This window comes from Slackia heliotrinireducens DSM 20476 (assembly GCF_000023885.1).
Lineage (GTDB): Bacteria > Actinomycetota > Coriobacteriia > Coriobacteriales > Eggerthellaceae > Slackia > Slackia heliotrinireducens.
The window spans coordinates 2,607,540-2,620,371 of the sequence record NC_013165.1; the positions used below are offsets into that span (position 1 = coordinate 2,607,540).

Below are 12,832 nucleotides of genomic sequence, written 5' to 3' on the forward strand. Positions count from 1 at the left end.
GCAAGGTGCTGCCGTCACAGGCGAACACCTGCGCCTGACAAGCACCCTCCGAGCAGCTAGGCCAAGCGCCGGCAGCCCACCTTTTGCAACGAAAAACCGATTTGATGTGCACTTAAGGGGATAATCTGCGGCATCAACCCCGAAAGCGCCCTCAACCTGCGTTCAGATGCGCGCGTTAAGCCACACATTGAGTTTATATGTGGTATATCATTGACCATAAACTGATGCAAACGCCTCTCAGACAGCGCCAAGTTGCAGATTATCCCCCTAAGTGCACCGAAAACTGAAATCTCGTTGCACTTGGCTCTTCACTGCAGAGACACACCCTCCCCCGATTGGAACAAATCACGTTCCTTATCTCGCTGCACGGTCAAGAAGACCGAGGTATTGCCGCACAGGTCAGATTGAGGCAGTACGGCCAGCAAGGTTGCATCGGACGCCTGACGTAACGTTTCAATCCCTCAAATGAAATGGCTCCGATGCGCGAGCATCGGAGCCATTTGAAAACCGTAGGTTGGAGCACGGCGCATAGCCCCGAAGGGGCGGTGGCCGGGCGGGCGTTGCGTCAGGAATCCGACGCAACCGAAGCCGACACGTTAAAGCAGCGACTCCACGAACGACACGACATCATCAACCGCAACGTCGGTCTTCTCGCCCGTCTTGCGGTTCTTCACTTCGACGGTGCCGGCAGCAAGGCCGCGCTTGCCGATGACGACCTGGGCAGGCCAGCCAATGAGGTCGTTGTCGGCGAACTTCACACCGGCACGTTCGTCGCGGTCGTCGATGCAAACCTCCAGACCGGCGGCAGCCAGCTTGGCGGCGACGTCCTCGGCGGCTTCCGTAACCTCGTCAGGCTTCGTGGACAGCGGAATGACCGCCACGTGAGCCGGGGCGATGCCGACAGGCCAGATGATGCCCATGTCGTCGTGGCTCTGCTCGACGGCAGCGGCCATGCAGCGGGACACGCCGACGCCGTAGCAGCCCATGATGAAGGGCTTCTCGGTGCCGTCCTCATCCATGAACAGGGCGCCCATGGCCTCGGAGTACTTGGTGCCCAGCTTGAAGATCTGACCGACCTCGATGCCGCGGGCGGCCTGCAGGGGCTTGCCGCAGCAGGGGCAGGCATCGCCGGCGACGACGGTGCACAAATCGCCCCAGGCGTCGACCGTGAAGTCTTCGCCCTGCTTGGCGCCGAGCAGGTGGTAGCCCTCCTCGTTGGCGCCGACAATCCAGCGCTCGACGTCGCGCAGGCTGTCGTCAGCACAGATGCGCACGCCTTCGGGTAGACCGACCGGTCCCATAGAGCCCTTGACCAGGCCCGCATCCTTCATTTCCTCATCGGTAAGAGGCTCGAAGCCGCGCACCACATGCGCCGCCTTGTCCTCGTTCACTTCGTAGTTTCCAGGGACGAACAGCACCCAGATGGCGCCTTCCTTGTCCTTGCCGGAGAACGCCTTGACGGTGCCGTCGGCCTCGATGCCCAGGAAATCGGCCAGCTCTTCGATGGTGTGCAGGCCAGGCGTGGCGATCTTCTCCATGGTGTCGCCGACGTATCCGACGGGGTTGGGATGGCACTCGCCCACCTCGACGTCGGCGGCGTAGCCGCAGTCGCAGTAGACCAGCTCGGCCTCGCCGGTTTCGGCCAAGGTCATGAACTCCTCGGTGCCGTTGCCGCCGATTTCGCCCGGGTCGGCCTGGACGATGCGGTACTCCATGCCCATGCGCTCGCACATCCTGCTGTAGGCGTCGCGCATCAGCTGATAGTTGACCTCCAGACCTTCCTGGTCCTTATCGAAAGAATAGGCGTCCTTCATGATGAACTCGCGGCTGCGCAGCAGGCCGAAGCGGGGACGGCGCTCGTCGCGGAACTTGAGCTGAATGTGGTAGAGGTTCTTCGGCAGGTCCTTGTAGCTGCGAAGCTCGTTCTTCACCAGGTCGGTGATGACCTCTTCGGCGGTGGGGCCGAGGCAGAACTCGTTGTCGTGGCGGTCACGCATGGTCATCATCTCTTCGCCGTACGCGCCCCAACGGCCGCTCTGGCGCCACAGGTCGGCGGACTGCACGAAGGGCATCAGCAGCTCCTCGCCGCCGTGGGAGTCCATCTCCTCACGGACGATGTTCTCGATCTTGCGCAGCACACGCAGGCCCAGCGGCAGGAAGGAGTACAGGCCGGCGGCCTCCTTGCGGATCATGCCCGCACGGGTCAGCAGCTTAGCCGAAGGGATGTCGGCATCCGAAGGGTCCTCCTTCAGCGTGGGCACATACATAGTGCTCATGCGCAGGATGTTGCGGTTGAGATGTTTGTTCATTGCCATTGGAATACCCTTCTCTATTTACAGGTTTTCGATTTCTTCCATAAGGGTGTTTACAATATCGCCCTCTTTGACTTTACGCAAGACCTTGCCTTGTTTGAATACGACGCCGACGCCGTCGCCCGACGCCACGCCGATGTCCGCGTCGCGCGCCTCGCCCGGCCCGTTGACGACGCATCCCATGACCGCCACCTTGATTGGCTTCTTGACGGTCCGCAGATGCTCCTCCACATCCTTGGCGATGCCGATCAAGTCCACCTGGCAGCGTCCGCAGGTGGGGCAGCTGATGATTTCCGGTCCGCGACGACGCAGATCAAGGGCAGAAAGAAGCATCCAGCACGCACGGATTTCGGCGGTAGGTTCATCAGTCAGCGAGATGCGCATGGTGTCGCCGATGCCTTCTTCCAGCAGAATGCCCAGGCCGCAGGCAGATTTGACCACACCTTGCATGAGCGTGCCCGCCTCGGTGATGCCGATGTGCAGCGGCACCTGAGGGATGGTCTTCGACAGAATGCGGTAGGTTTCCACCGTGGTCATGACGTCATGGGCCTTAGCCGATACCACGATGTCGGGAAAATCCCTGCTCAGGAAGTATTCCACGTACTGCTGGGCGGATGCGGCCAGCTTTTCGGGCAGCGTCAGGTCGTCGCGGGCGGCAAGCTCGTCGTCCAGCGACCCGGCGTTCACGCCGATGCGGATGGGAATGCCCGCTTCGCGTGCGGCTTCGATTACGGCGTCGGTCTTCTCCAGCCCGCCGATGTTGCCGGGATTGATGCGCAGCTTGGCGGCGCCGCGGCGGGCGGCCTCGATGGCGATGTTCGCGTTGAAATGGATGTCGGCCACCACAGGCAACGGGCTTTTCCGGCAGACCTCTTCGAAAGCGTCCAGGCATTCCGTTTTCGGGATGGCCATGCGAACGACCTCGCACCCGGCCTCAGCCAGCGCGTTGATCTGCGCGAGGTTCGCTTCGACGTCCATGGCAGGGGCGTTCAGCATGGACTGCACCACGCACGGGGCGCCGCCGCCCAGTGGCACGCCGCCCACGTATACCCTGCGGGTTGATTCATTCGGTTTCACGTGGCCCCCTTAAGGCACCTCGAAACAATAGACCGTACAAGTCTATCGCATGATGCGCCTTGTCACGCCCGTTGAGCACCATATTTCACGCGCATTGCGCCAACCGCCTCCGTAGCGGAGACGAATCAGCGCGCACGGCACCCCGAAACGGAGGCACCGTTACCAGTTCCCGAAAACGAACCGTTGTATGTCTTGGTTGAGCATGACCACGAACAGCAGCATGAACAGCGTCACGCCGACGATGCTCATGGCGTTCATGGCGCGCGTACCCACGAATCGGCTTGTGATTTTCTGATATATCTCGATGACGAACCGGCCGCCGTCCAGCGGAGGGATGGGCAGCAGATTCATAAGGCCCAGCGACACGGAGATCATCGCCATGAACACCAGGAACATGGCCAAGCCGGCATCCGCGTACTGTTTGGAGACGACCGCCATGCCCACCACGCTTACGGAATTCGAGATGGTCTCGCCTGCCGTCGCGGGATTGAACAGCCCCACGATGGCCACGGCCACCACACCCATGTAGTTGAACGCGCCGACGATCGCCTGCCACACCGGCAGCACCACGTGTTGGACCTCGCCGGATTCCAACGTGTAGTCCATGCCCAAGATGGAGAACACGACGACGAACACCACAACGACGAAGAGCAGGTTCATGAAGATGCCTGCCAGCAGGATGACCGAACGCTTCCAGAACGGCAGCGAGCGGTAGGTGTGGGAGCGTTCCTCCAGGTAGAGCTCGTGGGCGTCGTCAAAGGGCCGGGGCTCGCCTTCCTTAAGATCGATGCCCTTGCGCTTGATGCGCCGCGCGCGGGTGTAGAAAACGTTGTGCTCGTCGGTCTTCTTGGGGCCAACCAGGCAGCCCCACTCCTCCAGGATGTAGAACACCTCTACGGCGTCGTCGATGGAGATGCCCTCCTGGAATGCGAAGTCGTCGGCGTAGAACGTGCCACGCTCATAGGCGAAGGCCAGGGCCTTCTCTATATAAGGGTTCTCGGCGCCGGGCTCCATACCGCAGATTTTGGCATAGCCGCCCAGCGGCACCGCAGTCACGCCGAACATCGTGTCGCCTTTGGTGAAGCCGATTTTCGGGCCGGGCAGGCCCAGCATGAACTCGGTCACCCTGACACCGAACATGCGGGCAGCCAGAAAGTGGCCGCCCTCGTGAATGAACACGAGGATGCTCAGCACCAGGATCAGATACAGTATTTCAAGGGCAACGGTCATCAAGCGACCCCCAAGTACTCACGCGAGACCGCGCGGGCCCAGGCGTCGATTTCCGCAAGCTGGTCAAGGCTTTCGACCGCCTGCACCTCATGGGCGTCCATGGCGTGCTCCACGCAGGCGTCGATATCCAGATACCCGCACCGGTCGGCCAGAAACGCAGCCACGGCAACCTCGTTGGCCGCATTCATCACGCAGGGCAGCGTGCCGCCCGTAGCGCCCGCGCGTTTCGCCAACGCGAAGCAGCGGAAGGTCTCCTCGTCCACGGGATAGAACTCCAGCTTACCGAGCTTGGTGAAGTCCATGGGCTCGACCGGGGCGTCCCAGCGGTCAGGATACGACAGTGCGAACTGGATGGGAATGCGCATGTCGGTGGTTCCCAGATGCGCCTTCACCGAGCCGTCGGAGTATTCGACCATGGAGTGGATCGCGCTTTGCGGCTGCACCACCACCTTGATGCGGTCGTACGGCATGTCGAACAGGTGGTGCGCCTCGATGACCTCCAGACCCTTGTTCATGAGGGTGGACGAATCGATGGTGATCTTCGGACCCATCTTCCACGTGGGATGCGCCAACGCCTCTTTGGCGGTCATGCCTGAAAGCTGATCGCGCGTGCGACCGCGGAACGGTCCGCCGGACGCGGTCACCCACAGCGCCGCCACTTCCTCGTGTCGCTCGCCCAGCAGGCATTGGTAGATGGCGCCGTGCTCCGAATCGATGGGCATGAGGGCCCACGGGTGCCCCGCAGCCTCGTCCAGCTGCTTGGCCAACGGCATGATGAGGTCGCCCGCCACCACCAGGCTCTCCTTGTTGGCAAGGGCAAGCTGCTTGCCCGCCGCCAGCGTCTCGTAGGACGCGCGCATGCCGGCGGCGCCGACCAGCGCGTTTACGACGCAGTCCACGTCGTCCGAATGCACCAGGTCCAAAATCCCCTGCTGCCCGAACCCCACCGAAACGCCTTCGTGGACGTTCGCCAGCATGGCATGGTCGCGCATGGTCTCGTCGCCGAAGGCGACGTTGCGCACGCGGAATTCGTGGGCCTGCTCCACCACCGTCTCGACGCTGTGGTTGGCGGCCAGCGCCACGATCTGAATCTTGTCAGGATGACGCCATGCTACATCAAGCGTCTGGGTGCCGATGGAGCCCGTGGAGCCCAAGACGGCGACACGTTTTGCAGTCATATCAATACCCTTTCGCGCGCATCGGCGCAGTGTAGTCGGTTGCCTTTATCCGAGGCAGCCCGTACCCAGCAGCAGGACGGCTGAGACGACAGCCACTGCGAACATGGAATCGTTGCGGTCGAGCAATCCGCCGTGACCAGGCATGATGTTGCCCGAATCCTTCACGCCGGTATTCCTCTTGATGCGGCTCTCGGCCAAATCGCCGAGCACGCCGGCCAAACCGCACAGGATGCCGAACAGGATGGCTTTGGGAATGCCCATGGTGACGCCTGGGACCAGCGTCATGAAGCACCACACGACGACCGAAGCGAAAAGCCCCGCGGCGAAGCCTTCCCAGCTCTTCTTCGGAGATATTTTCGGGGCCATCTTATGCCTGCCGAAGCGGCTGCCCACCAGGTAGGCCATTGCGTCGTTCAACCACACGCCGGCGAAAATGAGCACCACCAGCAGGCCGCCCCAGAAACCGCCCAGCGCATAGCGCACGGGGATGAACGAGGACAGCATCATGCCGCAGTACAGCGCCCCGAAAAGCGAGATGCCCACGTCGCTGACGCGAACCTCCAACGAGAACACGTACCAGCACAGAAGCGCGAACAGGAACACCAGCGTAAGCGCCATGGCGCCTTCCATACCCCACAGCCACACGACCACGGGATACAGCACCGCAGCCACGATGCCGAACACGGCGTTAGGCATCTTCGCGTCGGAGCGGAGCATGTAGAACAGCTCGCCGGAAGAGATGCCGGCAAGAACACACAGCAGGATGACCATCGACGGGCCGCTGGCAAGCGTCAGAATAATGGCCAGCGCAACGTAAATGAACCCCGTCTGCGTGCGGACTGCCAGGTCAGATGACTGAACCTCCCTCTCCGCAGAAGTGCGAGGCATGTGCACCTCTTCGACACCGCGGGCAGCGACACGTCGGGTGCGCGACGCTTCCTGCGATTCCGAACGACGATTTCTTACCCTGCGTTGGTCTTCCATTACGAAACGGCTCCGAATCTTCTATTTCGCGACTGGTAATCAAGTAACGCACGGAGGAACTCGTAGCGGTCGAAATCCGGCCACAACGTATCCGTGCAATAGAATTCAGAATAGGCGATCTGCCACAACAGGAAATTGGACAGACGCATCTCCCCGGACGTGCGGATGAGCAGGTCGGGGTCGGGAATGCCCGATACATACAGGTGCTTGCTCAGCAGCTCCTCGGTGACCAGCGGAACGGTGTAGGTCTCTTCGTGCTGCTCGATGGCCTCCATGACGATCTCGTTGACGGCATCGCAAATCTCCTTGCGGGAGCCGTAGTTGACCGCCACGAACAGCTTCATACCGTCGTTGTCCTTGGTCTTCTCCCAAGCCTTCATGAACGCGTCCTGCGTATCCTGCGGCAGCGCGCTCAAATCACCCATGGGGCATACCACCACATGCTCTTCGTGCAGCCCGTCCACTTCGGCCAACATGGTCTTAGCGAACAGGTCCATAAGGCCCGTGACCTCTTCTTCGGGGCGTTTCCAGTTCTCCGTGGAGAACGAATAGATGGTCAAGCACTCCACGCCCACGTCATTGGCGGCGCGAATGAGTTCGCGAACCGCCTCGACGCCGGCCTTATGGCCGTTCAGCCTATTGAGAAGACGTTTCTTGGCCCACCTTCCGTTGCCGTCCATGATAACGGCGACGTGCTTGGGGACACGCTCCTCGATAAGCGCATGCGGATCCAAATCCTCAGGCGGATTCGGAAAAATCTCATCAATCGGCTTCTTCACCGCATTCCTTTCATAAACGCGAAACGCGACCTGGGCCGCACACCGCAGATAAAGCATACCCGGCTTGACAAGCAAGCCTTCATCACCGCAGGCACGCAGCCTGCATGGCGAAAGAGCCCGTTCCAACCGCAGCCAGAACGGAAGGCGACAATATCGATGTCGGACGCCTTCGGGCTTCTGACCTGCACCCGGCTACGAGCGCAGCGCCAAAGGCAATCCGCAGCATCGGTTTAGATGGACATGACCTCGGCCTCTTTGGCCTTCAGGAGCTCGTCGACCTTCTTCACGTAGGAGTCGGTCAGCTTCTGGACCTGCTCCTCTCCGCGGCGAGCGTCGTCCTCGGGAATCTCAGATGCCTTTTTGCCCTTGTCAATCTTGGCGTTGGCCTCGCGGCGGACGTTGCGGATGGCGATGCGGCACTCCTCGGCATAGGTATGGCACGTCTTGGCCAGTTCTTTACGGCGCTCCTCGGTCAGGACGGGGAACGGCAAGCGGATGACGTGACCGTCGTTGGACGGCGTAATGCCCAGGTCGGAAGCCATGATGGCGGCTTCGACGGCACGCAGCATGGATTTATCCCACGGCTCGACGGTCAGCATGTGGGCCTCAGGCACCTTCACAGCAGCCATCTGGTTGATGGGCGTGGGGACACCGTAGTAATCCACCCTGATCTTGTCGAGCACCATAGCGTTGGCACGGCCGGTGCGGACGCTTGCGAAAGCGGTCTTCAAATTGTCGATTGCCTCATCCATGCCGATTTCGGCATCTGCCAAGATCTCCTCCATCGTGTCCTCCTTGTTGTCGTTAGTACACCAAAGTGCCGACGTTCTCGCCCTTCAAGGCGCGTCGGATGTTGCCATGGACCGTCAAGTCAAAGACGAGCAGCGGCATCTTGTTATCTTTGCACAGCGAGATGGCGGCGGCGTCCATGACGTTGAGTTCCTTGGTCAGAACCTCAAGGTAGCTGACCTTATCATACTTCACGGCATTGGGGTCCTTCACGGGATCGGCGGTGTAGATGCCGTCGACCTTCGTGGCCTTCATCATGCAATCAGCACCGATCTCGCAGGCACGCAGCGCTGCGGTGGTGTCGGTGGTGAAGTAGGGGTTGCCGGTGCCGGCTGCGAAAATGACCACGCGGCCCTTCTCCATATGGCGGATGGCGCGCAGACGAATGTAGGTTTCGGCCACCTGGTGCATCTCGATGGCGGACTGCACGCGGGATTCCACGCCGTGGCGCTGCAGACCGTCTTGCAAAGCCAACGCGTTCATCACCGTGGCCAACATGCCGATATAGTCTGCCTGGGCGCGATCCATGCCGTTCGCGCTACCGGCAACGCCGCGGAAGATGTTTCCGCCGCCGACCGTAATGGCGATTTGGACGCCGTCGTTGACGACTTCCTTGATTTCCTCGGCCAACGCATCGATCACGCTGGGGTCGATGCCGTAGCCGTTTTGACCCATGAGGGCCTCGCCGGACAGTTTCAGCAATACGCGGTTGTACTTATAACCTTCGGGCATACATGCTCCTTTCGTCCCATCCTTAATATATTACGATAAAGAAAAGGGCAACGCCTGCCGCGTCGCCCTTTTCTTTGGATTTTCTTCGGTCCTAACGAAGTTCGTTACCTATTGAAGTACTCGAACAGGTCGTAAAGGTCTTGTTCGTTGTACCCATAGCCGTATTCGTTACCGCCGTCGTTGTTGCCGTACCCGTTTCCATTGTTCTGCGGGGCGCCTTCCTGGCTGAGCGCGGTCTCGTCTGATCCAAGCGTGACGGAAATGGTGATCTCTTCACCGCCACGGTTCACGACCACATCCACCGTATCGCCAACAGCGCAGCCGCGAACAGCCAGCTGAAGCTCTTCAGGAGCCGTTATCGACTGGCCGTCGAACTTGACGATGATGTCGCCCGTTTCAAGACCGGCCTCGTCAGCTGCGGTTCCGCTGTAGACGGCCGCGACGTACACGCCTTTATCGGTGGGCAGGTTGTTGTACTGGGCCACCTCGGCGTTAATGGCGGACATGGACACGCCGAGCTGTGCGTGGGTCGGCGTCTGTCCTGCGATGATCTGTTCGGCCAGACCCATGGCGTAGTCGATGGGGATGGCGAAGCCCACGCCCGAGCTGGAGCCCGAATAGGACGTGATCATGGAGTTGATGCCGATCAGCTCGCCGTTGGCGTTGACCAGCGCGCCGCCTGAGTTGCCCGGGTTGATGGTGGCGTCGGTCTGAATCATGTTGGGATAGATCATGACCTCGCCGGTGGTTTCGTCAGCCAAAGTCGTGGAGCGCTGCAATGCCGAGACGATGCCCGTGGAAACGGAGTTGTCCAAGCCGAACGCATTGCCCAAGGACATGACCCATTCGCCCACCTGCACGTCGGAAGACGAGCCTATCTCGATGGCCGTCAGGTCGGTGGCGTTCACCTTGATGACAGCGATGTCGCTGGTCGGGTCTGCGCCGACGTATTCCGCATCGTATTCAACGCCGTTGATGGTGGCCGTCAGCGCGTCGGCGCCTTCAACCACGTGGTAGTTGGTGATGATGTATCCGTCCTCGGTAATGACCACGCCGGAACCCAGCGAGTACAGCGACAGGGCCGAGTTGGAATCGGAGCTGTCGGCCTCCATGCCCCAGCCCCACGAAGAGCCGCCGGACTTGGTATACACGTCGATGCTGGCGATGGAGGGCAAGGCCTTTGCCGCTACAGCCTGGGCCAAGGTGGTGTCTTCGCCGTTCACGTTAATCGTGGTGGAAGAGGATTCCTTGGTCTGCGGCTGTGTCAGGGCGGGGGTTTCGGCAACGTCGCCCTGCGATCCGTTGTTGCTGGTCAACGCACCGTACCCTACGAATCCGCCGAGGCCCAACGCGCAGGCCAGTGCAGCGCCGGCGAATCCGGCAGCGAAGGTTTTGCCGGCGCCGGACTTCTGGCCGGACGCGTTCTTTTTGGCCTGCTTCGCCTGGGCGGCCTGTTGGGCCTGCTGGGCCTGTTGCTGGGCGTATGCCTGCTGCTGGGCGAAGGCTTGCTGCTGCGCATACGTCTGCTGGTAGGTCTGATACCCTGCCGCAGACTGCTGGGACGCAGCCTGGAATTGGGCCGTCGACGCATAGCGCTGCGTGGTGCCAGGTGAAGCCGGCGCGGCCACCTGGTACGTGGCAGGCATCGAATCGGTAGCCGCCACCGTCGGGTATTGGGTAGGCATCTCTTCGGTGCTACGACCCATTGCCGCATTTGCGGGCATGTCGAACGCGGCTGCGGCAGATTGCTCGTCAAGCCCGCCGTACACGACGCCCTGCGTGATGTCGACGCCCGAAGCGTCCTTCTGGGTGCTCTTGTCGTTCAACTCGTCTGACATGGAATCTCACTCTCTTTCGTCCTATGAAAGATCGCACAATCGACCTCGTCTTTTCACACGGTTGAGAATACTCCGTTTGCGCGCGGTTAGGGGCTAAGACCCGCCATTTGTCATGGTTGCGTAACGACTCGGCACCATTTCGTTACATGACCGACGGCTTTTCGGCACACTGTTACCAAGCATGCGGACGCCTTCTCCCTTACTATATTGGAGATACAAAGCATGCGCTCGCGCGCCTCGCCGAACACCGCGCGTGATGCGATACAATGGCTCCATTCGACAAGAGAAAGAAGGACTCATGGCAACCATCGACACCATCAAGGCCATCCTGAACGACAATCTGGACATCGACCCCGACGCCGTCACCGACGACTCCACCTTCGACTCCCTGGACATCGACTCCCTGGATATGGTCGAGCTCGTCTGCGAGCTGGAAGACCGCATGGGCATCGAATTCGGCGAGCCCGAAGGCCTGACCACCGTCGCCGACCTGGTCGCTTATATCGACTCGCTGTAAACATCCCGCCAGAAACGCAACGCCTTGCATCCGGCAGATTCCGGATGCTCCGACGCGGCCCCTTCGTCACCACCGACGATAGGCCGCGTTTCGTTTTACCAGGCGATGCGGAAGAACCGCTTCTCATGTGACCGATCCTGAAAATGACGCGACGGCAACGCGACAACCGCGAGTCGCTGACAAGCCTGAGTTGCACAACCAGAAGCCAGCACGGTTGCTATATGATGAGTGCATCATTTAATCGTCCAATCGTCAGGAAGGATCGACACCATGGACGCCAACGAGACCATCCCCCAGCCCGAAGAGAATCCCGTAGAGCAGGCCGCCCAGGAAACCATCGAGGCCGTCGAGCCCGCCGCCGAAACCGCAGCGGAACCCGAAGTCAGCCTCTTCGAGGCCGTTGAAGCCGTCGAGGAGGAGGCGGCCGCTGAAGAGTCCGCCGCCGCATGGACCGATCCCATGGCCGAAGACGCCGCAACCGATGCCGAGCCTTCCGCCGTCGAAGCCGACGAGCATGCGGCCAAGATAGACGCTGCGTTCGAGGCCCTGAAGGCCGACATCGAAGCCGAAGAGGCTGCGGTCGAACCTGCTGCCGAACCCGTCGCGGCTCCTGACGCCGCTCCGGTTGTGGACCCCTTCGCCAACGTGCCCGAACCTCCTGCAGCGCCAGAGGTTCCTCTGAGCGAAGCCTTCGCCCCTGCAGCCGAGCCCGTCGCGGCTCCGACCGCTGCAGCTGCCGCTGCTGCCGCTGCACCCGCCGCAGCTGCAGCGTTCCAGCCCCAGGCGCAGCCTGCCTACCAGCCGCAGCCGGCCTATCAGCCCCAGCCTGCCGCCCAGCCTTACACGCAGCCGACGCAGCCCCAGAACCCCCAGCAGCCCTACACCCAACCGAACGCCCAGGCGTATGCGCAGCCGAACCAGCAGCCCTACAACCCCTACGCCCAAACCCAGGCGCAGCCGAATCCCCAGTACAACCCGTACGCGCAGCAGCAACAGCAGCAATACGGATATGCGCCCCAGGCCGTATCCAGCAAGGACAAGGTCGCTGCCGGCCTGCTCGGCATCTTCCTGGGATCGCTGGGCATCCACAAGTTCTATCTGGGCTACACCAAGGAAGGCCTGATCATGCTGCTGGTCAGCCTGATTGCCGGCATCTTGACGCTGGGTCTTGCCGCCCTGGTCATGGAGGTCATCGGCCTGATCGAGGGCATCATGTACCTGACCAAGAGCGATTGGGAGTTCCAGCAGACCTATGTGCAAGGCCATAAGGGCTGGTTCTAGCCCCGAACCGTTCGCAATTGATGACGGCCCGCTTCGGCGGGTCGTTTTTTATGCTTTGGCAGAAACCGTGCGGCGCTGGGATACATTGAATCCGCAACCGCAGAGCACGGTGCGC

The 12,832-nt window shown here is 61.1% G+C and carries 11 protein-coding genes; 2 read left to right on the forward strand and 9 right to left on the reverse strand.

Going from position 1 to position 12,832, the window contains the following annotated elements:
- Positions 1 to 596 precede the first annotated feature (596 nt).
- The 9 genes from SHEL_RS11560 to SHEL_RS11600 all read right to left on the reverse strand — a co-directional run bounded on the left by SHEL_RS11560 (position 597) and on the right by SHEL_RS11600 (position 10,919).
- Entirely contained in the window at positions 597 to 2,309 is a 1,713-nt protein-coding gene (locus SHEL_RS11560) for a proline--tRNA ligase (RefSeq protein ID WP_012799464.1), read from the reverse strand.
- Between the two features lie 24 nt (positions 2,310 to 2,333).
- A complete protein-coding gene (ispG, locus tag SHEL_RS11565) occupies positions 2,334 to 3,389 on the reverse strand; it encodes a flavodoxin-dependent (E)-4-hydroxy-3-methylbut-2-enyl-diphosphate synthase (protein ID WP_012799465.1) in 1,056 nt (351 codons plus the stop codon).
- A 159-nt stretch (positions 3,390 to 3,548) separates the two neighbouring features.
- Positions 3,549 to 4,619: a site-2 protease family protein gene (locus tag SHEL_RS11570; protein ID WP_012799466.1), complete on the reverse strand. Its 1,071-nt coding sequence runs from the start codon at positions 4,617 to 4,619 to the stop codon at positions 3,549 to 3,551.
- On the reverse strand, positions 4,619 to 5,797 hold the full coding sequence (gene dxr / locus SHEL_RS11575) for a 1-deoxy-D-xylulose-5-phosphate reductoisomerase (RefSeq protein WP_012799467.1): 1,179 nt from the start codon (positions 5,795 to 5,797) through the stop codon (positions 4,619 to 4,621). Before dxr ends, SHEL_RS11570 begins: the two co-directional genes overlap by 1 nt.
- Positions 5,798 to 5,842: 45 nt before the next feature.
- Positions 5,843 to 6,685: a phosphatidate cytidylyltransferase gene (locus SHEL_RS11580; RefSeq protein ID WP_050749581.1), complete on the reverse strand. Its 843-nt coding sequence runs from the start codon at positions 6,683 to 6,685 to the stop codon at positions 5,843 to 5,845.
- Between the two features lie 95 nt (positions 6,686 to 6,780).
- A complete protein-coding gene (locus SHEL_RS11585) occupies positions 6,781 to 7,560 on the reverse strand; it encodes an isoprenyl transferase (protein WP_012799469.1) in 780 nt (259 codons plus the stop codon).
- A 230-nt stretch (positions 7,561 to 7,790) separates the two neighbouring features.
- A complete protein-coding gene (gene frr, locus SHEL_RS11590; protein ID WP_012799470.1) occupies positions 7,791 to 8,345 on the reverse strand; it encodes a ribosome recycling factor in 555 nt (184 codons plus the stop codon).
- A gap of 19 nt (positions 8,346 to 8,364) precedes the next feature.
- Positions 8,365 to 9,081 (reverse strand): UMP kinase, encoded by a 717-nt coding sequence (gene pyrH / locus SHEL_RS11595; RefSeq protein ID WP_012799471.1) that lies wholly within the window; start codon positions 9,079 to 9,081, stop codon positions 8,365 to 8,367.
- Between the two features lie 104 nt (positions 9,082 to 9,185).
- The gene (locus tag SHEL_RS11600) at positions 9,186 to 10,919 is read right to left on the reverse strand and encodes a S1C family serine protease (protein WP_012799472.1); all 1,734 of its coding nucleotides are present in this window, start codon (positions 10,917 to 10,919) and stop codon (positions 9,186 to 9,188) included.
- Positions 10,920 to 11,217: 298 nt separating this feature from the next.
- Here SHEL_RS11600 and SHEL_RS11605 point away from each other — a divergent pair, with 298 nt between their 5' ends.
- The gene (locus tag SHEL_RS11605; RefSeq protein ID WP_012799473.1) at positions 11,218 to 11,436 is read left to right on the forward strand and encodes an acyl carrier protein; all 219 of its coding nucleotides are present in this window, start codon (positions 11,218 to 11,220) and stop codon (positions 11,434 to 11,436) included.
- A gap of 270 nt (positions 11,437 to 11,706) precedes the next feature.
- The gene (locus tag SHEL_RS15480) at positions 11,707 to 12,717 is read left to right on the forward strand and encodes a TM2 domain-containing protein (protein ID WP_012799474.1); all 1,011 of its coding nucleotides are present in this window, start codon (positions 11,707 to 11,709) and stop codon (positions 12,715 to 12,717) included.
- The last annotated feature ends 115 nt before the right edge of the window (positions 12,718 to 12,832 follow it).

What these genes read in the sequence shown, in the direction of transcription:
- SHEL_RS11605 (WP_012799473.1), top strand. Translation starts at nt 11,218, where the DNA reads ATGGCAACCATCGACACCATCAAGGCCATCCTGAACGACAATCTGGAC.
- pyrH (WP_012799471.1), bottom strand. Translation starts at nt 9,081, where the DNA reads ATGCCCGAAGGTTATAAGTACAACCGCGTATTGCTGAAACTGTCCGGC.
- SHEL_RS11570 (WP_012799466.1), bottom strand. Translation starts at nt 4,619, where the DNA reads ATGACCGTTGCCCTTGAAATACTGTATCTGATCCTGGTGCTGAGCATC.
- SHEL_RS11560 (WP_012799464.1), bottom strand. Translation starts at nt 2,309, where the DNA reads ATGAACAAACATCTCAACCGCAACATCCTGCGCATGAGCACTATGTAT.
- dxr (WP_012799467.1), bottom strand. Translation starts at nt 5,797, where the DNA reads ATGACTGCAAAACGTGTCGCCGTCTTGGGCTCCACGGGCTCCATCGGC.
- SHEL_RS11600 (WP_012799472.1), bottom strand. Translation starts at nt 10,919, where the DNA reads ATGTCAGACGAGTTGAACGACAAGAGCACCCAGAAGGACGCTTCGGGC.
- SHEL_RS15480 (WP_012799474.1), top strand. Translation starts at nt 11,707, where the DNA reads ATGGACGCCAACGAGACCATCCCCCAGCCCGAAGAGAATCCCGTAGAG.
- SHEL_RS11580 (WP_050749581.1), bottom strand. Translation starts at nt 6,685, where the DNA reads ATGCCTCGCACTTCTGCGGAGAGGGAGGTTCAGTCATCTGACCTGGCA.
- frr (WP_012799470.1), bottom strand. Translation starts at nt 8,345, where the DNA reads ATGGAGGAGATCTTGGCAGATGCCGAAATCGGCATGGATGAGGCAATC.